The organism is Gemmatimonadota bacterium, from assembly GCA_009692115.1.
In the GTDB taxonomy this organism is placed as follows: Bacteria; Gemmatimonadota; Gemmatimonadetes; order Gemmatimonadales; family GWC2-71-9; genus SHZU01.
The window spans coordinates 121947-143576 of the sequence record SHZU01000003.1 but is presented as its reverse complement, the minus strand read 5'-3'; the positions used below and the strand labels follow the sequence as shown (position 1 = coordinate 143576).

At 64.2% G+C, this 21630-nt stretch carries 20 protein-coding genes; 1 reads left to right on the top strand and 19 read right to left on the bottom strand.

Annotated elements, in window-relative coordinates; genetic code table 11:
• The 18 genes from EXR94_04955 to EXR94_04870 all read right to left on the bottom strand — a co-directional run bounded on the left by EXR94_04955 (position 1) and on the right by EXR94_04870 (position 19429).
• Positions 1-792, bottom strand: a complete 792-nt coding sequence (locus EXR94_04955) for an acyl-ACP--UDP-N-acetylglucosamine O-acyltransferase (GenBank protein ID MSR02076.1) — start codon at positions 790-792, stop codon at positions 1-3.
• Entirely contained in the window at positions 789-2099 is a 1311-nt protein-coding gene (gene lpxC / locus EXR94_04950; protein MSR02075.1) for a UDP-3-O-[3-hydroxymyristoyl] N-acetylglucosamine deacetylase, read from the bottom strand. Before lpxC ends, EXR94_04955 begins: the two co-directional genes overlap by 4 nt.
• Positions 2065-3189, bottom strand: coding sequence for a UDP-3-O-(3-hydroxymyristoyl)glucosamine N-acyltransferase (gene lpxD / locus EXR94_04945; GenBank protein ID MSR02074.1), 1125 nt, complete (start codon positions 3187-3189; stop codon positions 2065-2067). The genes lpxC and lpxD overlap by 35 nt, the downstream gene beginning before the upstream one ends.
• On the bottom strand, positions 3098-3814 hold the full coding sequence (locus EXR94_04940) for an OmpH family outer membrane protein (protein MSR02073.1): 717 nt from the start codon (positions 3812-3814) through the stop codon (positions 3098-3100). Before EXR94_04940 ends, lpxD begins: the two co-directional genes overlap by 92 nt.
• The gene (gene bamA / locus EXR94_04935) at positions 3735-6170 is read right to left on the bottom strand and encodes an outer membrane protein assembly factor BamA (GenBank protein MSR02072.1); all 2436 of its coding nucleotides are present in this window, start codon (positions 6168-6170) and stop codon (positions 3735-3737) included. Before bamA ends, EXR94_04940 begins: the two co-directional genes overlap by 80 nt.
• A 1-nt stretch (position 6171) precedes the next feature.
• The gene (locus tag EXR94_04930) at positions 6172-8649 is read right to left on the bottom strand and encodes an ATP-dependent Clp protease ATP-binding subunit (GenBank protein MSR02071.1); all 2478 of its coding nucleotides are present in this window, start codon (positions 8647-8649) and stop codon (positions 6172-6174) included.
• Entirely contained in the window at positions 8646-9734 is a 1089-nt protein-coding gene (locus EXR94_04925) for an ATP--guanido phosphotransferase (GenBank protein ID MSR02070.1), read from the bottom strand. The genes EXR94_04930 and EXR94_04925 overlap by 4 nt, the downstream gene beginning before the upstream one ends.
• Positions 9731-10312 (bottom strand): hypothetical protein, encoded by a 582-nt coding sequence (locus EXR94_04920; GenBank protein ID MSR02069.1) that lies wholly within the window; start codon positions 10310-10312, stop codon positions 9731-9733. Before EXR94_04920 ends, EXR94_04925 begins: the two co-directional genes overlap by 4 nt.
• Positions 10222-10932 (bottom strand): ABC transporter ATP-binding protein, encoded by a 711-nt coding sequence (locus EXR94_04915; GenBank protein ID MSR02068.1) that lies wholly within the window; start codon positions 10930-10932, stop codon positions 10222-10224. The genes EXR94_04920 and EXR94_04915 overlap by 91 nt, the downstream gene beginning before the upstream one ends.
• The gene (locus EXR94_04910) at positions 10929-12206 is read right to left on the bottom strand and encodes an ABC transporter permease (GenBank protein MSR02067.1); all 1278 of its coding nucleotides are present in this window, start codon (positions 12204-12206) and stop codon (positions 10929-10931) included. Before EXR94_04910 ends, EXR94_04915 begins: the two co-directional genes overlap by 4 nt.
• Entirely contained in the window at positions 12203-13741 is a 1539-nt protein-coding gene (gene lysS, locus EXR94_04905) for a lysine--tRNA ligase (GenBank protein ID MSR02066.1), read from the bottom strand. The genes EXR94_04910 and lysS overlap by 4 nt, the downstream gene beginning before the upstream one ends.
• A protein-coding gene (locus EXR94_04900; protein ID MSR02065.1) for a peptide chain release factor 2 occupies positions 13738-14842 on the bottom strand; the annotation gives its coding sequence in 2 pieces (ribosomal slippage) (positions 13738-14775 and positions 14777-14842; 1104 coding nt in all). Before EXR94_04900 ends, lysS begins: the two co-directional genes overlap by 4 nt.
• Positions 14843-14938: 96 nt before the next feature.
• On the bottom strand, positions 14939-15496 hold the full coding sequence (locus EXR94_04895; GenBank protein ID MSR02064.1) for a hypothetical protein: 558 nt from the start codon (positions 15494-15496) through the stop codon (positions 14939-14941).
• Between the two features lie 81 nt (positions 15497-15577).
• A complete protein-coding gene (locus tag EXR94_04890; GenBank protein ID MSR02063.1) occupies positions 15578-15670 on the bottom strand; it encodes a hypothetical protein in 93 nt (30 codons plus the stop codon).
• Positions 15671-15681: 11 nt separating this feature from the next.
• Positions 15682-16635, bottom strand: coding sequence for a diguanylate cyclase (locus tag EXR94_04885; protein MSR02062.1), 954 nt, complete (start codon positions 16633-16635; stop codon positions 15682-15684).
• A gap of 58 nt (positions 16636-16693) precedes the next feature.
• Positions 16694-18454 carry a calcium/proton exchanger gene (gene cax, locus EXR94_04880; protein MSR02061.1) on the bottom strand — a complete coding sequence of 587 codons (1761 nt, stop codon included), beginning with the start codon at positions 18452-18454 and terminating at the stop codon, positions 16694-16696.
• Positions 18376-18543, bottom strand: a complete 168-nt coding sequence (locus tag EXR94_04875; GenBank protein MSR02060.1) for a Trm112 family protein — start codon at positions 18541-18543, stop codon at positions 18376-18378. The genes cax and EXR94_04875 overlap by 79 nt, the downstream gene beginning before the upstream one ends.
• 13 nt (positions 18544-18556) lie before the next feature.
• Positions 18557-19429: a GTPase Era gene (locus EXR94_04870; protein MSR02059.1), complete on the bottom strand. Its 873-nt coding sequence runs from the start codon at positions 19427-19429 to the stop codon at positions 18557-18559.
• Between the two features lie 286 nt (positions 19430-19715).
• Here EXR94_04870 and EXR94_04865 point away from each other — a divergent pair, with 286 nt between their 5' ends.
• Positions 19716-20951 (top strand): hypothetical protein, encoded by a 1236-nt coding sequence (locus EXR94_04865; GenBank protein MSR02058.1) that lies wholly within the window; start codon positions 19716-19718, stop codon positions 20949-20951.
• 204 nt (positions 20952-21155) lie between these two features.
• On the opposite strand, the gene EXR94_04860 is transcribed toward EXR94_04865, so the two are convergent.
• The gene (locus EXR94_04860) at positions 21156-21629 is read right to left on the bottom strand and encodes a tRNA (cytidine(34)-2'-O)-methyltransferase (protein MSR02057.1); all 474 of its coding nucleotides are present in this window, start codon (positions 21627-21629) and stop codon (positions 21156-21158) included.
• Between the last annotated feature and the right edge of the window lies 1 nt (position 21630).

Genomic DNA, 21630 nt, shown 5'->3' with positions numbered 1-21630 from the left:
TCAGGAAGGGATGCCCCGATTGGAGCGGCCGACGAAATCGAGGAACTGGCGGACCTCCGCGAGGTCTGGGTATTCCGCCCGGACCCGCTCCGCCGCCTGCGACAGGTTCAAATCCGAGTTGAAGAACAGCCGGTAGACCCGCTTGAGCGCCCGAACGGTGTCCTCCGCCAAGCCTGCCCGCTGCAACCCGACGCTATTGAGGCCATAGAGTTCCACTGGATTCCCGACCGCCTTGACGAACGGCGGAATATCCTGATTGACCCGGGAGCAACCCCCGACGAACGCGAGAGCCCCGATGGTCACGAACTGATGGACGGCCACCAGCCCGGACACGATCGCCCGGTCGTTGACCGTGACATGCCCAGCCAGCTGGGTGCCGTTGGCGATGATGACGTGGTCGCCGACGTGGCAATCGTGCGCCAAATGGACATAGCTCATGATAAAGCACCGCGACCCCACGGTGGTGACGCCCGAAGCGGTCGTCCCCCGGTTGATCGTCGAATACTCTCGGATGACCGTGTCCGCCCCAATCTCGACCCAGGTCTCCTCGCCCTTGAACTTGAGATCCTGCGGATCGCCGCCGACGACCGACCCGGTCCCGACGACGACGCCGCTCGCCAGCCTGACATTCCGTTCGAGCGTGGCCCGCGGTCCGATCCGGCTTCGATCACCCACCGTGACGCTCGGCCCGACGATCGCGAAGGGCCCGACCTCGACGCCCTCACCGAGCACCGCCGTGGGATCCACCACAGCGGTCGGGTGGATGGCCGTCACGGCCGGCGCCAGGGTCATTTGTCGACCACCATGGCCATCATCTCGGCCTCGCACACGACTTTGCCCTCGACGTAGGCCACCCCTTTGAGCCGGCAGGTCCGCCCCCGGAGTTGGACCATTTCGACCTCCTGCCGGATCTGATCACCAGGCACCACCGGGCGGCGGAACTTGATGTTATCGAGGGTCATGAAGTAGACGACCTTCTCGCCGGGCGAGTCGAATTCGTCCATCAGCAGCATCCCGCCGACCTGCGCCATCGACTCGACGATCAACACCCCCGGCATGACCGGATGGCCGGGAAAATGTCCTTGAAAAAACGGCTCGTTGATGGTGACGTTCTTGATCCCCACCACCCGTTTCTTCGGTTCGATTTCGAGAATCCGATCGACCAAGAGAAACGGATAGCGGTGGGGAATAACCGAGAGAATCCGGCTGATATCGAGGACCCGTCCCCCGCCCTGCGCCGCCGTCCGCACCAGAACCTTGGCCAACGCCACGTTGCCCTCGTGACTGGGTCGGGTCGCAATGACATGGGCCCGGACCCGGCCGCCGGTCAAGGCGAGGTCGCCGATGACATCGCCGATCTTGTGCCGCACGAACTCATCGGGCCACCGAAGCGGGCCGTTGACGACCCCATCGGCGGACAACACGACCGCCGACTCGATCGACCCCCCTTTGAGCAGTCCCTTGGCCCGCAGGGCGTCGACTTCGTGGGCGAAGCCGAAGGTGCGGGCGGGGGCCAATTCCCGCCGGAATGAATCGGGCGTCACGTCGTGAGAGGCCGTCTGCCGCCCGATCGACGGGTGGTCCCACTCAATCGTGGCCGTGACCCGAAGGCCCTTAGCCGGCGACACCACGTAGTTCGCTTCGCCGACCGTCAGCGTAAACGGCGCGGCGACGGTGAACACGGTCGGCTCACCCTCCTGGACCGCGACGCCCCCGGCCAAGAGCGCCTCCAGAAACGGGGAGAATGACCCGTCGAGGATCGGGGCTTCCGGCCCGTTGACCTCGACAACCAAGTCGTCAATTTCGAGCGCGGCGACGGCCGCCAGGAGATGCTCGACCGTGTGAACGGTCTGGTCCCCATGCCCGATGGCCGTGCGGCGCTCGGTAGCGTCCACTTGATCGACCCGGGCCAGGAATTCCGGCGCGCCGGCCAGATCGACCCGGCGGAATCGGATGCCGCTGCCAGGTGCGGCGGGACGGCACCGCACGGTGGTGACCACGCCCGTATGCAGGCCGGTACCGGAAAGCTCGACGGGTGCCGCCAGGGTGCGTCTCGACATAGTCTCAGGACCGATCGTGAACGAGCGTTTCCAACTCATCGATAATCGGGGCGAGCCGGTACAAGGCGGCCTGCGCCCGCAGGAATTCGCGGTGCGGACGGGCCGGAAACCCGCTGACGTCGGCCCCCGCCGGCACCTCGGAAATCACCCCCGCCTTGGCCCCGATCCGGGCCCGGTCGCCGACGGTAAAATGACCCCCGACCGCGCTGTGGCCGGCCAAGATCACGTCGTCGCCGATCCGGGCACTGCCGGCCACCACGACGCCGCCCATCACCAGGCACCGCTTGCCTAACCGGGAGTTGTGCCCAATATGCACGAGGTTGTCGATCTTGGAGCCGTCGCCGATGACCGTGTCATCGACGCTGCCTCGATCGATACAGCTGTTGGCTCCGATCTGAACGTCGTTCCCAATCCGGCAGCCTCCCACATGGGGAATCGGCTGATGTCCGCCCCGATCCGACACGAAGCCGAACCCGGCCCCGCCGAGCACCGCCCCGGCCTTCACGACCACACGCTCACCGATCGACACCCCGGCATGACAGACGACCCGCGCCTCGATGACCGAGCCCTGCCCGACGATCACGCCGTCCTCGAGGACGGCGCCGGCGCCCACCCTGACACCGTCCCCAAGTTCGACGCCGGCCCCGAGCATCGCGTACGGTCCGACCCAAGCCGTGGGGGCCACTCGGACGCCCCGGCCGAGTGAGGCGGTCGGATCGATGCCCGGCGCCGGTGGCGGGGCCGGAAACAAAGCCCGTACCGCTATGGCCATGGCCCGCTGCGGGTCGGCGACGGCAATCCGGGTGCCGGGCCCCGTGGCGGGCTGGTGAAATCCGATCGGGACCAACACCACGCCGGCGGTCGACGCCGCGAACTGATCGGCATACTTCGCTGACGTCAGGAATGAAAGCGCACCGCCGTGGGCCCGGTCGAGCGGACCCACGGCGCGAATTTCGACGGACTCATCCCCCTCAAGGCGGCCACCGACCAACGAGGCTACGGCCGCCGCGGTCAGGACCACCGCGGCATCGGGCACCCTAGTTCGACTGCCCCTGCGCCAGCCGTTGAGCAACCCGAAGGGTGATGTCAGCGGACTTGTCGTACGACACCACGCTCGCCGCCGCGTCACTCGACAGGTCGATAATCATCAGGTAATTCCCTTCGGCCCTGATCCCGTCGATAATCGACTTGAGCCGCTCTTGGATCGGACCCATCAACTCCCGCTCCTTGTTCCCAACCCGGGCTTGCAGACCCTGGAGTTTGGCTTGCAGCGAATCGCCCTGCGCCTGCAACGCCTTTTCCCGGGTGGTGCGCGCGGACGGGGTCATCAGCGCCTGTTGCTGCTGATACTGGGCGACGGCCGAATCGAACACCGCCCGGAGTTTCTGGGCTTCGCCGGTGGCCGTTTCGTTGTCCTTCGTCCATGTGCTCTCGGCTTGGGCATAGCCCGGCATACCCCGGAGCAGCGCCTGAGCGTTGATGAACGCGATCTTGCTCCCGGTCGCCGCCGGTGGCGGTGCCTGGGGCTGGGGCTTGAGGGGCGTGGCCTGGGCCACGGCGGATCCGGCTCCGATCGTGATCGTGAGCGTGAGCGTGAGCGCCAGCATCACCAGGGCATTGCGAACAGACAACATCGTATCCTCCAAAAAGACCGTCGTCCCGAAGGCCGGCGGGTTAAAAGAAATTGCCCAAGCGGAAATGCAGCTGCCAGCCGGGTTTGGGCTTACCGGTCTGATCGATCCGATCCAGGCCATAGCCTAGATCGATCCCGATGGGCCCGAGGGGCGAAATCAACGCCACCCCGGCACCCACGCTGCGGAACAAACGGGTCGGATTGAATTGCCGGGCCCGGCCGTACACGTTGCCCGCGTCCGAGAAGATGTTGACATAGAACTGCTGGCTCAATCGGGCGCCGGCCTCGATCGTAAAGGCGGCATAAGCCTTCCCGAAGGAGCCCGGCTGGACCTGCGAGCCGCTGGCCGTCGGATCAAACCCAAGCGGCGTAATCGAGAACTCGTCGTAGCCACGGAGCGGAATCCCGTACTGCACGCCGCCCAGCGAATACAGCTCGTAGAAGAACGGGCCAACCTCACCAAAGACAAAGCCGCTCTTGGCTTTGAACCCCAGGGTAAACTGGATCCCGCCGCCGAAGTTGTCTCCGCCGGTCCGGCCGAGCGGGGTAAACCAGTTCCCCTCGAGGTCCACTTTTTGATACTGACCGCTACCGCCGAGAAATCCGCCGTTGAACTCCCCCGAGGTCGTGATCGAGCTCCCGCCCACCGGGAACGGCAGGCCGACCCGGGTATCGCGGACCAAACTCAGACCTAACGAGGAACGGCTGCAACTCTCATCACAGCGGAACCGGTCGGCTAGGTCGGCGGGCGTATCGGTAAACCGGTTCCGCTGGAACCCGTATGACGCGAACACCCTGGTGTAGCGCGACCCGAAGAGCGGAAAGCCGAGTTGAACGTTGGCGCCTTCGCGACGAATCCGGCCCAAGTCACCGACCGTATAGCGCTGGCGACTGTTGAACAACGTGAGGGTCCCTGAAATCCGGCTATCGCGAATGGCCGGATCCGAATAACTGAGATTGAAATCGTTGATGTTCCGGCCAAACTGCCACTGGATCTTGCCGCGCTTTCCCTTGCCGAACAGGTTGGGCTCCTCGAGCCCCAAGAAACCGCCGACCCCCACCCCCTGCCCGACGGAAGCCCCGAAGTTCACGTTGCCGGTGTTCCGCTCGGTGACTCGGAAAATCACATCGACGTCGGTCCCGTTCTCGGCCGACTGCACGTCGGGCGCCGGCAACGGCTGCTCAAAGAAGTTCAGGTTCGACACGTTCTGATACGACCGAATCAACAGATCTCGGTTGAACGTCGCCCCCGGCACCAACACGATCTGTTCGCGGATGACCCGTTCGTGGGTCACATCATTGCCCAGAATGATGATCTTGTTAATCGTGGCAGGCTGCCCCTCAAAAATCCGCCACCGGAGGTCCACCAGCGGCTTCCCGTCGGCACCGGTTCGGCGGACTTCCTCGGGTTCGACTTGCGAGGAGATGTATCCGTTGTTCGAGTAGAGATCGCGGACCTTGCCCGTGGCGGTCTCCCAATCGGCCTTGCTGAACGCGGCGCCGACATCGGTGCCGCTACCCGCCACGACGGCAAGGCCGAACGGAAAAAACAGACTCAACTGATCGGCCGAAAACCGACGGTTCCCGACGACATCGAAGGCCCCGACCACGTACGGCTTGCCCTCGTCGACGGTGATCTTGAGGATCGCCTTCCCCGGCGTACTGTCGGTCACCAGGGTGTCGCGAAGCACCCGGAGATCGACATGCCCGCGATCGGCATACCACTGCGGGATCCGGTTCCGGACGTCGTCCTCGACCTTGTCTTCGGTGTACTCGCCCTTGCGGAACCACCAGAATCCCTCGGGCCTGGAAGTCATCCCGCCGATGACCGCTTGGTCCTTGAACTTCTCGTTGCCTTCAATCACCACTTGGCTGATGGCAACCCTGCCGCCTTCTTTGACCACGAAGGCGACCTCGACCGCATTGGCCGAGTCGCGCGTGGTCTCCTCGACGGACACTTCCGCCGCGAAGTAGCCTTTCTTCTTGTACAACGAGTCGATGGCGGCCATCGATCGCGCCACCGCCACGCGGTCGATCGCTCGCCCCTCGAGGACCGCCACTTTCTTGCGAACACTCGACTCGTCGAGCTTCTCGACCCCCCGAACGCTCCACCGCTGCAGCACCGGGCGCTCTTTGACGAAGATCGTCAGCAAGTACCCACCGGTGTCAAGCTCTTTGCCATCTACCTGCACGTCGTCGAACTGGCTGGTCGCGTAGAGCGCCGTGATCGCCCGTTGGATGCTTCGATAGTTGAAGGGTTGGAACAGCTGGATACCGGTAAAGCTGATGATTTCCTCCGCCCGGAGCCGAGCATTGCCCTCGACGGCAATGCTGTCGACCGAGGGCGGCGCGGCAGGCACCGCCGGATCCTGGGCCACGGCCCCGCGGGCCATGGCCGAAACCAGCCCGATGACCACGACGGCTGCAAGGCCATGCCGCCAAAGGCGTACCCGTTTCCTCACCACCCGCTCCGTCATCTTACGGATGGGTACCGGAGAAAGCCCGGAACATGAGTCGGTCCCCTTCAGGGGCGATGTCGACTTCGAACTCCTCGCCCCGGGTAATTTCGCCAGACAGGAGCCGCTCTGAGAGCGGATCCTCGATGTATTTCTGGATCGCCCGCTTCAGCGGCCGGGCGCCGTAGTTCTGATCATAGCCCTTGGTCACCAAGAAGTCGGCCGCGGCGGCCGTCAAGCGAACCTCACGACCCACCCGCTTGTCGAGGTCCTTGAGCAGAATCGCCACCACCTTGACGATGTGCTCTTTGTCGAGCGGGTGGAACACGATCACGTCATCGACCCGGTTGAGAAACTCCGGGTTGAACACCTTGCCGATCTCTTCCTTCACGGTTTCGGCAATCTTGGCGAACGAGTGCGCCCCCCCGGCCTGGTGAAATCCCAGCGACTTGTTCTGGGTGATGTCCCGGGCGCCGACGTTCGAGGTCATGATCACGACGGTGTTCTTGAAGTCGATGATGCGCCCGTAATTGTCGGTCAGATGACCCTCATCGAGCACCTGAAGCAGGATATTGAATACATCCGGGTGAGCCTTCTCGATTTCGTCGAGGAGCACCACTGAGTACGGCTTCCGACGGACCGCTTTGGTCAGCGTACCGGAGTCTTCGTAGCCGACGTATCCGGGAGGCGCGCCGATCAGCCGCGACACCGAGAACTTCTCCATGTACTCGGACATGTCGACCCGAATCAGGGCCGCCGGGTCGGAGAACAAGAACATGGCGAGCGAACGCGCCACTTCGGTCTTCCCGACGCCGGTCGGTCCGGAAAAGATGAAGGAGCCAATGGGTCGACGGGGGTCCTTCAGGCCGGCCCGCGACCGCCGAATCGCTCGGGACACCGCCGCAATCGCCTCTTCCTGGCCGACCACCGACTTGTGGATCTCGTCTTCCATCCGCAGCAGCCGCGACGTCTCCGCTTCTTGAAGCCGAGTCAGCGGAATCCCAGTCCACCGGGACACGATGAACCCAATGGCTTCCTCGTCGATCACCGGCCGCCGACTCTGGCGGTCACGCTCCCACTCCTCTTGCTTCAACCGAATCTTGTTTTGGAGATCGCGCTCGGAATCCCGAAGCGCCGCGGCGCGCTCGAAGTTCTGGTCGCGAACGGCGTTCTCTTTTTCCTGATTGACCTTGTCCAGCTCGGCCTTGAGCTGTGACAACTCCGGCGGAGGAGCCTGGGTGGCCAACCGGGCCCGGGCGCCCGCCTCGTCGATCACGTCGATCGCCTTGTCCGGGAGAAACCGATCGGTGATGTACCGCTCGGACAGTTCCGCCGCCGCCTTGAGCGACTCGTCCGGAATCACCACGCGGTGATGGTCTTCGTATTTCTTACGGAGGCCCTTGAGGATCTCGATCGTCTCGTCGACCGATGGCGGATCGACGACCACGGCCTGGAACCGGCGCTCGAGCGCCCCATCCTTCTCGATGTACTTGCGATATTCGTTCAGCGTTGAGGCGCCGACACACTGCAACTCGCCACGGGCCAACGCCGGCTTCAACATGTTCGACGCATCGATGGCGCCTTCGGCGGCCCCGGCCCCGACCAGGGTGTGCAACTCGTCGATGAACAGGATGATGCTCTTGTTCTGGGCGATTTCGTTCATTACCGCTTTGAGCCGCTCCTCGAACTGGCCCCGATACTTGGTTCCGGCAATCACCGCCGCCATGTCGAGCGACAGCACCCGATGGTCGCGCAACACATCGGGACAGGTATTGGTCGCGATCATGATCGCGAGCCCCTCGACGATGGCCGTCTTGCCGACTCCCGGCTCGCCGATCAGTACCGGGTTGTTCTTCTTCCGGCGGGCCAGAATCTCCATGACCCGCTGGATTTCCTTGTGGCGTCCGATCGTGGGATCGAGTTGGCCTTCGGCGGCCAACTGCGTCAGGTCACGGCAGAAATGATCGAGCGCCGGCGTCTTCGACTTCTTCTCGGATTTCTGGGCCGGGGAACTCGGCGGCGGCGAGGGCGCAACGCCCGACGATTGGGGCGGCATTTCACTGCCAAGCAACCGGAGCGTCTCCGCCCGGGACTGCTCCAGCGTCACGCCGGCATCCGTCAGCACCTGGGCGGCAATGCCCTTTTCCTCGCGCAGCAGCCCCAGCAACAAGTGCTCGGTGCCGACGTAGGAATGGTTGAGCTCCCGGGCCTCGGTCATGGCCAGCTCGAGAACCTTTTTGGCCCGTGACGTATACGGCAGATCCGGACCCGGCGCCGAGGAGGCTTTGCCCTTCTTGACCGTTTCCTCGATCTTCTGCTGAACTTCCTCGAGATCGACACTGAGATTGGTCAAGACCGCGGCGGCGACACCCTCGCCCTCGCGAATCAGACCAAGCAGAATGTGCTCGGTGCCGACATATTCGTGATGGAGCCGGGCGGCCTCCTCCCGAGCCATCTGGAGGACCTTCCGTACCCGGTCAGTAAAGTTGTAACCGTTCATGTGACCTGTCCGCGTCGGACTTCATCTTCCAGCGTCCGACGGACGAATTCCGCCCGCCGGATCGACATCGCTTCGGGATCGAGTTCCCGCCCTGCCAACGCCCCTAAGTGAGCGGGCTGTGCGAACACCAACAATTTATTGAGCGCATACATTCCGACGCTTGGAATCAGCTTGAGGCTCACACCCAGACGCACGCCGGACAAGAGATTCATCGTTTCCTCGAAGCCTAGTGATCGGGCATACCGCAGCAGTCCAAATGCCCGCCAACACTTGTCTTCCAGTACGGCCGTCGCATCCCGGAGCAGCACTTGCCGAGCCCGCTCCTCCACCGTCATCACATGCTGAACGATCGCCCGCAACTGATCCAGCAACTCAGCTTCCGTCTTGCCAAGCGTGGTCTGATTCGACAATTGGAAAAAGTTGCCGACCACCTCGCTGCCTTCCCCGTACAAACCCCGATAGGTCAGGCCCATCTTCGTCAAACCGTGCAGCGTCTTGTTGATTTCCTTCGTCAAAACCAGCCCGGGAAGGTGGATCAAAACCGATGCCCGAAGCCCAGTTCCGACGTTCGTCGGACACGAAGTAAGGTAACCGAGATCTGGGTGAAACGCGAAGGCAAGTTGTTGCCCCAGTTCGGTGTCCACGCTTTCGATCCGTTCAAAAATCGGCCCAAAATCGGCCCCCGAAGCCAACCCCTGGAGCCGAAGGTGGTCCTCCTCGTTGACCATCACCGCCGAACTGTCCTGCAGGAGCAATGCCCGGCCAGCCAGCCCCTTGGTTTGGTCGTCGTTGCCGGCCAGTTCCCGGCTGATCAGGTGCCGCTCGACCAACATCTGGCGATCGGTGGGATCGAGTTGGTCGATCCGGAAGGTGACCGCCCGGCCCAGGGAGGCGGTCCGCCCCGCCGCCGCCAGGACCGACTGGAGAACGGCCTGTCGGTCCTGTCGGTCCATCCGGGTACTGAACCGGGTTCCGGCCAGATTTCGGGCCAATCTGATCCGGGTCGATAGCACCATGTGGCTGGCCGGCCCGCTGGCGTCGAGCCAGCCGAGCCCGCCGTCCGGCAACAGGTTGAGGTCAATCATCCCCGCTCCTTCAGCCGGTCCCGGAGCGCGGCGGCCAGCTCGAATTGCTCCCGCTCGACCGCTTGGCGGAGCCGCTCCTTGAGTTCGGACGTTGCCTCAGCTGGGACTGGCTGCACTGCGCCAGGCGCCCGGTATGCCTTCCCCGTGTGATGCGTGGAGCCGTGGAGCCGTCGCACTAATTCCCGGAGCGGTTCGCCGAAGGCGTCATAGCAATCGGCGCAGCCGACCCGCCCGGTTTCCCGAAACTCCGCGAGCGTGCTCCCACACCGGCCGCAGGTGGCCTCGACCACCCGCCCCGCGGATGCCGACGTCGCGGTTCCGAGCGCAGCCAAGAGCCCGCCAAGGGGCGTTTCGGCCACCGCGGCCGGGGTCTGAATCCCCTTCGCGGCAGCGCACTGGGCACACAAATGAATCGTCTTGACCTCGCCGGCCTCAATGTGAGTCAAGTCGACGACCCCTTTGGCCTGACCACATCCGCTGCATTGACTCACAGAGCGGCCGGTCGCTCGGCGGATCGATCGAGCTCGGTGAGGCGTCCGCCCTCGAGCCGAAGCACCCGGTCGGCCTGGGAGGCCAATTCGCTGTTGTGGGTGGCGACGACCAGCGCGGTGTTGAACCGCTCCCGAAGCGCGGCCAGCACCTCATGCAGCACCCGGGCGTTCGCCGGATCGAGATTTCCTGACGGTTCATCCGCGAGCACCACGGCCGGCCGGGTAACCACCGCCCGCGCCACCGCGGCTCGCTGCTGTTCCCCTCCGGACAGCTGAGCCGGGTAATGGCCCAGCCGGTGTCCGAGTCCAAGTTGATTCAGAACCTCGACCGCTCGCCCCGTCGCCTCCGCCTCGCTGACCCCGGCGATGACCAGCGGCATCATGACGTTTTCAACGGCCGTGAAATCCCGAAGCAGGTGGTGAAACTGAAACACAAACCCGACCCGTTCGTTCCGCACCCGGGCCTTCTCGACCGGCGTGAGCGAACCGACCGAACGTCCCTCGAGGTGCACCGAACCATGACTTGGCCCATCCAACGCCCCGAGGAGGTGCAGCAGGGTGCTCTTCCCGGCGCCGCTGGCGCCGACGATGGCGACGAACTCACCGGCGGCAACCGCCACCTCGAGCCCGTCCAGCACCGTAATCGGCGAGCCGTCACCCCCGAGGTAGGTTCGCCCGAGTTCGCGGGCCTCGAGAATGACGGTCATTCGTGACGAATCGCTGCCACCGGTTCGAGCCGCGAGGCGGATCGGGTCGCCGGGATCGTGGCGGCCAGGGTAATCGCAAAGCTCACCAAGACGACCAGCGCCACATCGAGCGGTTCGGTGTGCACCGGCAGGTGATCGATGAAATACACCGACGGGTCGATCCGGATCAGCGCTGATCCATCGAGGATGAACCCCAGGACCAAGCCGGCGACCAGACCCAGGCCGGTCCCAACGACCCCAATGACCGCCCCCTGAGTCACGAAAATTCGCCCAATCGACCGCGAGGTCAGGCCCATGGCCAGGAGGATACCGATTTCCCGGGTCCGCTCGCCCACGATCATGGTCAGAGTGCCGAGGATGTTGAACGCCGCCACGATCGAAATGAACGTGATGATGAGACCCATGCCGATCTTCTCGAGTTTCATCGCGCCAAACAGACTCTGGTTCTGATCCTGCCAGGCCGACGTTCGGTACGGATAGCCGAGCCGGTCTTCAAGCCGCCGCGCCACGGTCTGGGCCCGCCACGCGTCGGTAACCCGGACCTGAATCCCCGAGACGGCCGTCCCAAGACCGGCCACGCGCTGGCCGACGTCGAGCCGCACCACCGCAAACTGGTCATCGTACTGGTACATCCCGGTGTTGAACGTCCCGGTGACTTCGAAGACCCACGGCCGCGGGGTTCGAACGCCCAATGCCCGGTTGATCTTCCCGATGTCGCCGGCCGAAAACAGAGTGACGATGTCCCCAACCAGGACTGATTGCCGCTCGGCGAGGCGATAGCCCAAGATGATGCCACCGTCGACGGTGTCGGATGTGGGGGTGAACGACAGCGCCCCGCCGGCCACCGCCTGGGGAAGTGTCGTCACCGCCACCGCCCCGGTGTCCGGATCGAATCCAACGACATCCACACCGGCCGGGTAGTTCGAGCTATTGATGAGCAGCCCTTTGACGAGCACTTCGGGGGCCGCCGCCACCACCTCGGGATCCTGCCGAACCGAATCGAGCACCGCCCGCCAGTTGTCGACCTTGAGGTTGGCCCCGTAGGTCAACACATGAATGTGGGGGTTGCCGATCAGGATCTTGTCCCGGAGATCGTCGTGGAGCCCGTTCATGACTCCTAAGACAACGACGAGCGCCGCTACCCCGATGGCGACGCCACCGGTGGCGATCTTGGTGTTGAGGCTGGTAAACCGCGAGGACGGGCGCCCCCGGAGATACCGAACCGCAATCGTGCGCTCGACCGCGTTCGGCCACCATCCCTGCCGCGGCGTCACCCGCCGCCTTCCTCCCCGGACACCCGCTCCGGGCGCATGGCCGGAAACAAGATCACATCACGGATCGACTCCTGCCCGGTCAGGAGCATGACCAGTCGGTCGATCCCAAGGCCAAGCCCGCCGGTTGGCGGCATCCCGTATTCCAAGGCCCGCACGTAGTCCGCGTCGTAGAGTTGCGTCTCGTCGTCACCGGCCGCTCGTTGTCGGACCTGATCCTCAAACCGGGCCCGCTGATCGTCCGGATCGTTGAGTTCGCTGAAGGCATTGGCGATCTCCCGGCCATTGACGAAAAGTTCAAAGCGCTCCACGACTCCCGGCTTCGACCGGTGCTTCTTGGCCAACGGCGAGATCATCACCGGATGCTCGGTAACGAACGTCGGCTGGATCAAATGTGGTTCCACGAATGTCTTGAACATTTCGTCAATCAGCTTGCCGCCGGTCATGGCGGCCGCCGCCTCCCTCGTGGCGCCCGCCTGGACCAACCGATCCCGCATCGCGGACTCCGACGCTGTCAGAATATCAACCCCGGACCGCTCGGCCACCGACTCGGCGAACGGGAGCCGCGGCCACGGTGGCGTGAAGTCGATGGCCCGGCCCTCCACGTCGATCGTCGTGCTTCCCCGGCAATGCTCGACCAGACCGGGAATCATCGCCTCCATCATGGCCATCATGTCGGTATAGTCGGCGTAGGCCTCATAGAACTCCAGCATGGTGAATTCCGGATTGTGAGTCCGGTCCATGCCCTCGTTACGGAAGTCGTGGCCGATCTCGTACACCCGATCGAACCCGCCCACGATCAGCCGCTTTAAATAGAGTTCGTCGGCAATCCGCAGGTAGAGCGGCATGTCGAGCGCGTTGTGGTGGGTGACGAACGGCCGGGCCGCCGCGCCACCGTACAAGGGCTGCAGAATCGGCGTCTCAACCTCGAGGTAGCCTCGATCGTCCATGAACCGCCGGATAAATCGAATGGCCGCGGCCCGAGTCACGAACACCTGGCGGACCTCGGGATGCACCGCCAAGTCCGCATACCGCTGCCGGTACCGAAACTCCGGATCATGGACGCCACCGAACGTCACGACCTCACCGGTCTCCGACGTTTGGGCCTTGCCTCGAGGCAGCGGCTTGAGACTCTTGGTCAGGATTTCGACCGCCGAGGCCTTCACGGTGACCTCCCCGGTCCGGGTTCGGAACAACTGTCCCGAAACGCCCAGGAAGTCATCGAGGTCCACCAGCTTGGCGACCGCATACTGGTCACCGAGCTGATCCTGGCGAATGTACACCTGGACCTTGCCGGTGTGATCTTCAAGGTGGGCGAACATGGTCTTGCCCTGGGAACGGAGCGCCACCACCCGGCCGGCGACCCGAACCACCGGGCCCGCGTCGGCCATCTCGTCCTGGTAGGCCGCCACAGCAGCCGAGGCGGTATGACTCCGGTCAAACCGATAGGCGTATGGCCGAACGCCCAGCGCTTCGAGTTGAGTCCGAGTGTCGCGCCGGGCCTGCTCGACGTAATTCCGTTCGTCAGCGCTGGTCATCCGATCGACCTTCCAAACCGCTTGAGATAGGCCCGGATGAAGGCGTCCAAATCGCCATCCATGACCCGCTGAACGTCGGAGATCTTGAGCTCGGTCCGATGGTCATTCACCATAGTGTACGGCTGGAACACGTACGACCGGATCTGATTGCCCCATGAGTTGTCCGTCTTGGTCGCTTCCACTTTGGCACGGGCCGCCTCCTGTTCCTCCAGCTTGAGTTGGTAGAGGGCCGAGCGGAGCATCTTCATCGCGGTTTCTTTGTTCTTGTGCTGGCTCCGCTCCTGCTGGCACGACACCACCGTCTTGGTCGGCATGTGGGTCAGGCGCACCGCGGAGGACGTCTTATTGACGTGCTGTCCGCCGGCCCCCGAGGCCCGGAACACATCCATCTTGATATCTTCGTCCCGGAGGTCAATTTCGATCGTATCGTCGATTTCCGGATACACGAAGACCGACGCGAACGAGGTGTGCCGCCTGGCTTGGGAGTCGAACGGCGAAATCCGAACCAGCCGGTGGACGCCTTTTTCCGCCTTCAAGAACCCATACGCATATTCACCGATGATCTCGAGCGACGCGGACTTGATCCCGGCCTCTTCGCCCGGTTCGATGTCGAGCACGTTGACCCGATAGCCGTGCTGTTCCGCCCACCGTCGGTACATTCGCGTCAGCATCTCAGCCCAGTCTTGCGACTCAGTACCCCCGGCCCCGGGATGGACCGTCAGCAGCGCGTCCCGATGGTCGTCCGCGCCCTGGAGCATCGACTTGAGCTCGAACGACTCGGTGGCCCGCTCCAGCGCCGTGATCTCGCCCTCGAGGTCCTCGGCCAGGTCGGGGTCCGGCTCGATCGCCAGCAACTCAACAAGACCCCGAGCGTCGGCGAGCCGGCGCGCGATATCGGCCGACGGGCCGATCCATCCCTTCAGGGACTTGACCTCTTGCACCACCACGCGAGCCCGCTCCTGGTTGGCCCAAAAGCCGGGCATCAGTTGGTCGGTCTCGAGAACCGCGAGGCGCTCCGTCTTGGCAGGCAAGTCAAAGAAAGTCTCGAAGTTCGGTCATCCGCCGGTCCAACGTCGTCAAGCGCTCGGCAGTATCGGCCATGGGAATACTCTCCGGTTTCGAGAAAGAAGCGAGCCGGCCTTCCGTGGGACCGGAGGGCCGGCTCAAACGAAATATAGGGGGAAAGGGCGATGGTTTCTACGGGAAAACCGGACTGCCCCCGGCCAGGATCTCATTCAATGCTTCGTGGAAAAACGGGGTCGACTCGGCCACGTCCTTGCCCACTTGGTCGACATACTCTTCCCAACTCTTCCGAATTTCTTCGTCGAAGAGCCGCTTGAGCGAGGCGTTTTGGAGGCCTTCGCGCCGCTTGGCGGGGTGGTAGACAACCATGTCCGAGATCAGGGCCCGGGCCAGCCGTCGGGCCTTGGCGGCCGGATCCTGGCTGAGGAAAGGATTCCCCCGGGGCTTCTTGGCCCCGGGATCCGCCGGCGGGGCCGGACGAGGGCTTGGATTCGAGGTCGGACGCAATGCCGGCCAGCCCGACGGTTGGACGAGGTTCGGCGGCAATCGCAGCGGTTCGGTCGGCTCGGGCCGCCACACCGGAGGCGCCACAGCAGGACCCTCCGGTCGCGGAGCGATCAGGGAGAGCGGCGCCAACAGCGGTGCCGGCACCGACGATGCGACCTCGACCCGGGCCGGCGGTGCGACGGCCGGGGCAACCGGCGCCGACGCCGGAGAGGATCCGGTCGCCACCACTGGTACCGGATCGGCCGGTAACGGCGGCGCGCTGCTGATGGGGATGGCGACCGGGTGGCGGACCCAGAATACCCCGCTTCAGACCGAGCAACGGGCCCGGACACCGGCCGCGGGAACTTTAGCCGGGTCGACTCGGAAAACAGTTTGGCAGGCGGTGCAGGTAACGTTCATTCCCCAGTCCCCTACTTCTCGTCGCTACGTGCCTGCCGGAGATCAACCACGAAAACAGAGCCAGGCAGGGTCTTGGCGTAGCTCTTCATTTCAGTGGCGAGTTCGCTCACTTCAGCCGGGTGAGCAAACGAGCGGTGGCGGTTGGTGACAATGCCGACGGACAGCGTCATCAAGGGTACCCGGTGCAGTGGCCCTCGACGGTCCTTGCCGAGGTAGTACCCTGCCCGCCGGTCTTGCTCGTTGTACTGATATGGGACCAACGTGTCAAACACCGACAAGATCTCGGTGCACACCAGGCTAATCTCGGATGCCGGGATGATGAAGATGAAGTCGTCGCCGCCGATATGCCCGACGAAGCCCCGCGGGCCGAGGAGCCCCTTGGCCACATCGTGAAGAATCCGGGACAGCATGTAGATGACCCGGTCGCCGTCATTGTAACTGTACCGGTCGTTGTATTCCTTGAAGTGATCCAGGTCGGCGTAGCACACCGCGAAGTCCAGGGTCGCATCGAGCCGGCGCCGGATTTCGCGGTCAATTTCGGGAGCGCCGGGCAGCCGGGTCGAGGGGTGGACCGAGACGTCCCGTTGGCTCCGAACCAGGAGGGCGTCCAGCCGGGCCCGCTGTTCCTCCGGCGGGAACACTTCGGTGAGGATCTCCTCCGCCCCGGCCGCGAACCACTGTCGCGTCCGGTCCGGGTGGTGCTGGGTGGCCAGAACCAGGGTCGGGACAATTGCGGTAAAGGAATCGCTCTTCAGACGCCGGACCAACTCCGGGCCCATGCCGTCGGCGGCATCGCCGTCCACCACCAGGAAGCAGGGGTGCCCCCGGAGAATGATCGACTCGACGTCGTCCGGCTGGTCCAGGATCTCGATGGGGAAATCCTTCTCCGTGGCCCATGTCTGGACCAACTCGGGGACCGGCTTTCCCGCCAGGCCAAACATCAAGATGGTCGGGCGATTCCTCACCCGGGTCTCTTTCGTAAAAGGTTATGGCTTAGTAACTTAGGACCACCAGTCACCCAAGTCAAATGAAGAAAGCGGCGGCCGCCATCATGGCATAAACCGCTAGCAATTGGGCCCCTTCGAACCAATGGGTCTCGCCGTCCAAGGTGATAATTGCAATCACGATGGTCGACACTGCGAGCGCCGCGACATCGAACACCGGGAAGACCAAATTCATGTCGGTGCCCAGGAATAACCCGACAAACACCAGGACCGGTGCCACCAAAAGTGCGATTTGTGTGCTTGATCCAAGGGCGATCTGGAGGGCCAGGTCGGTCTGACCCTTCCGGGCCACCACGATGGCCGTGGCATGCTCCGCGGCGTTCCCGATGATCGGGATGATGACCAGCCCGACGAAGGTCTGGGTCAGACCGAAGGTGGCCGTCACCGACTGCACCGAGTGGACCAGCAGCTCGGATTCGATCACGATCCCGGCCGTGGCCAGCGCCAGAATCCCAATCGCCGGCCCAACCCGCCACTTGGGCTCGATGGCCGGATGATCGCCGCCGCCGAACAGGGCTCGATGGGTCTTGAGCGAGAACAGGAGCGACAAGAGGTACGTGGCGATCAGGATGACCGACACCGCCTCGGACAAATACAATTCAGCGGTGGCGTTCGGCGGCCCATGCGTGGCATGAAACAGCGCCGGAAAGACCAAGCCAATCACCGCGAGGGCGAGCATCGCGGCGCTCATCCCGGCATTGGCCCGGTTGAACTTCACGATCGGCGTTTTGGTGCCGGCAGCAATGAACGAGAGTCCGAGAATCAGCAACAGGTTCCCGAGAATGCTGCCGGTAATCGAGGCCTTGACCAGCTCGATCAGACCGGCCTTGAGGGCTACGATCGCGATAATCAATTCGGCGGCGTTGCCGAACGTGGCGTTGAGCAACCCGCCAATCGTCGGGCCGGTCCGTTCCGCCAACGATTCAGTGGCCTCACCCATCAAGCCCGCCAGCGGCAAGACCGCGACGCACGCCGTCACGAAGACGAGGATGGGGGCCGCGTTCATCATGCTGAGACCGACACTCGCGGGCACCGCGAGCAGCAACAGGAGCGACCACCGAAACCGCCTGGGCGGATCCGGCCTGGCAATCCGGAGCGGCCGAGGATCCCGTTCCTCAGGCTCCGGAGCCCCCCGGGGCGGCCTCGGCTGAGAGGGGGCCGGTCCCCCCCGCGGCGGCCTGGGTTCCCGGGCAGGCCGGGCCGGCTTGGCCTCGGCCGGCTTTGGCTTGGGCTCGGGCCGGTCCGGCGCCTTCCGTTCGGGCCTCGGGGCCGCCGGTGCGGGCGGCGGCGTTCCGAGCGCCGCCCGAAGCGCCAGCAATGCCGTCCCATCGCCCTTGAGCAGCTGCGCCATTCGGCCCTTGGGTTGGGCAATCAAGACCTGGAGCAGGTCCCGCTCTTCCACTGCGGCCCGACCGTCGGCCGCCGCCGAGGCCTTGGCCATTTCGAGGGCCCGCTCGGCAAACCGGCTGACGGACAGTCGCGCCGCCGATTCCGACTCGGAGGCCTGTCGGAGGCCATCCATCAAACCGGCCCGGACCACCCCAAGATCGAGGCCGGTCTTCGCAATGAGCGTGGCGGCAAACCCATCGGAGTCCTGCAACAGCCCCGCCAGGAGGTGCTCGGTGCCAACGAAGTTGTGGCGATGACTGGCGGCTAGGTCCGTGGCGGTGGCCACGGTTCGTTCGAGCAGGGAGCCTTCGGTCACAGCGGGCGGGCCTCGTCGATCAGCATCACGGGAATATCGTCTTCGATTGGGTAGACCAGCCGGCAGGCGCGACAAATCAGCACCTGCTCGTCCGGCCGGTGCTCCAGGTCCCCTTTGCACTTCGGACACACCAAGATTTCCAGCAATTCCGGCGCGAGGCTCATCAAGCGGTCTCCATCATGAATGTTCTGGAAATCCCAAACGGGCGAGCACCTCGCTCGACTGACGCCAATGCGGCACCACCTTGACCCAGGTCTCGAGAAACACCCGCCCGCCCAGCAGTTGTTCGAGCCGGAGCCTCGCATGCTGGCCAATGGATTTGATCGTGCGGCCCCCAGCCCCGATCAAGATCCGTTTTTGGGACTCGCGTTCGACGAAAAGCGTCGTCCGAATGTATATGGGGTCGGCGGCTTCGCGGAACTCCTCCACCACCGAAGCGAACGAGTAGGGGACCTCGTCTTCGAGGTGCTGGAAGGCGGCTTCGCGGAGGTACTCCGTGACGAAGAACCGGACCGGCTGGGTCCCGAGATCGTCCCCTGGATACTGCCACGGCCGCTCCGGGAGATGCCGCGCGAGGATCGCGGTGAGGACGTCGAGTCCCTGCACCGGTTCGGTCGAGACATACAACTGCCCTGCCACCCTCTTGGCCGGCGGAACGACATCGGCCTTGGTGTATGCCACCACGACCGGATGGGTTGGCCGGACCCCACTCGGCAGCAAGGTCACCAAATCAGGCGCGGGAAATTCGGCTGCGGGATGGAGGTGCAGGATCACGTCAGCCCGCTCGATCGCGGCAACCGCCAACGCCACCATTCGGCGCTGCAGCAAGTACGACGGGTCCAAGAGGCCCGGCAGATCCTCGAAGATGAACTGATTCTCGCCTTCGGAGCGCAAGCCGATCACGGGTTCGCGGGTGGCTTGGGCCTTCGGGCTCACCATGGCCAGCCGGTCGCCCACCAGGGCGTTCAGAAGCGACGACTTGCCGACGTTGGGCCGGCCGGCGATCGCAATTCGACCGCATCTCGTCATTAGTTTGGGGCCTTGGGCCATTCCGAATGCCTATCCTTGTCGACAGCCAAGGATAACCCGGTCGCCCCTCACTTGATCACCAGGATCCGCTGGTTCACCGGGTAGAGCCACTCCACCCCCCGGCCGGTCACGACCGCATCGTCTTCGAGTGGAATCCGGAGCTTCTTCCTCCCCCCACTCGAGGATCGACGTGTAGGCGAAGAACTCGATCGAGAACAGATTGGTGGCCCGGATCGGAAAGGTCAGCCGAGCCGGGTTGAACCAGGCAATCGTCAGAGATGGTGAAAAATGTACTGTCCCCGCTAACATGAAGTCTATGATTCGGGCGGTGACCGCGATCGGGCTCCTTGGGGCAGGCTTGGCATGGCCCGGGGCCACGGACGGGCGGGCCCAGACTCGGGTGACCGTGGCGGCCCAGGCCATCGGCCTGGTCCACCGGGTTAATCCAACTGCCGAAGCCCGGATCGGATCCGCGTTCCAACTGGTCCAGCCGATGATCGCCGCAACCGTCCGCCTGGGTCGGGGGTTCGGTGCCCGAGCCACGGTCAACCTGGAAGGACTCACCATCCCGAACGGGGAGCTGACGCCGGGCGCCTGGGGTGAAGGATTCGTCGACCGCCGCCACCCCCACACCTATTGGCACGAAATCATCCTCGAAGGAGCGTCCCGCCTGCCGTGCGGCCGTCGACTCCAATGCCGGGTCGGTGGTTTTGCCGGCAAGGGATTCGTTCCCTTTGGTTCCGCCGACCCGATGACCCGACCCTTTGCGCGCTATCCAACCAACCACCACTTGGCGCAAATCCTCGAGCGGGCCGTTGCCGGAATCCAGTTGGGAGTCGGTCCGGCCCTGATCGAGGGGTCAGTCTTCAACGGAGACGAACCGGAGCGGCCCGGCCAATGGCCCCGGATCCGAGGCCGATTCGGCGATTCGTGGTCCCTTCGCGCCACGATCCGGCATCGGGATGTTGCCGAGGTGGCGGCCTCGTTGGCCGGCGTCAGCTCCCCCGAGCACCGGCCGGGCGCCGGAGCCAATCAGGCCAAACGCCACCTCGGCCTGACCGTCCGGCCGGCCGGACCCGCGCTGGCTGTTTTCGGCGAATGGGCTCGAACCTCGGAGCTCGACGGGTTCTTCGTCTACGACACGTGGCTTACGGAGGTAGCCTGGCGGACGACGGGCCTCCAGATCCAGTATCGCTTCGAGACGACCGACCGGCCGGAGGAAGAACGGATCTCGCCGTTCCGATCCGCCCGCCCCCACCTCGAAAACAGCATTCTGGGCATGTCTCGTTGGACCTCGCACACGATCGGCGCCACCGTCCCGGTGGGCCGCTTCCTCTCGAAAGGCTGCGTCGTCACGTTCGGCGAGGTCACGGCCGGCGGGGTTCGGTCAACGGCCGGCACCGTATTCGATGTCGCCGCCACCTACGGCAAGACCACCTTCACCTCGCTGAGTATCGGGCTCAAGGTTTCCTGGGCCGACCACCGATCTATGGGCCGGTATGGACTGAGCACGCCGGCCGATCACGGCCACGGGTGCCGTTAGGGTTTCGGGCCCAAGACCACGCTGCGGTAGTTAGCAATCGGTACCGACCCAAGCGAGATCATTGAGTCGACGAACCGACCGACAACGAAGTCCGATCCCTGACGGCGCTTGGCTTCCAGGTAGATCGACCGGAGCTGCCCGGATCTTCGATTCGGGCGGATCGAACTCCGGGAGATCGAGCCCACCGACTGACGCGGTGGTGGGTTAGGCGGACCTGACCGGCAGGGTGGTCATGGTTCGGATCGCCTCATAGAGGACGATGCCGGCGGCCGTGGCGAGGTTGAGACTTCGGACGTGGCCCGAGGACATCGGAATGGTAAAGCACTCGTCCGGATGCTTCTCCAGAATCCGGGCCGGCATCCCCTCCGTCTCGTTCCCGAAGACGAGACAGCTATTGGGCCGGTACGGGGCCTCCCAATAGGGGCGGTCCGCGTTGGCTGAAAAGTAGAGACAACGACTCCGGGCCATCGCGTCGCGAAAGGCGAACCAGTTGCGATGGCGCCAGAGGTCGACGTGCTCCCAATAGTCGAGCCCGGCGCGCTTCAGGTCGGCGTCTTCAATCGAGAAGCCGAGCGGCTCAATCAAATGAAGACTGGTATCGGTGGCGGCACAGAGCCGAGCGATATTGCCGGTGTTTGGCGGAATCTCCGGTTGGATCAAGGCGATATGTAAGGCCATG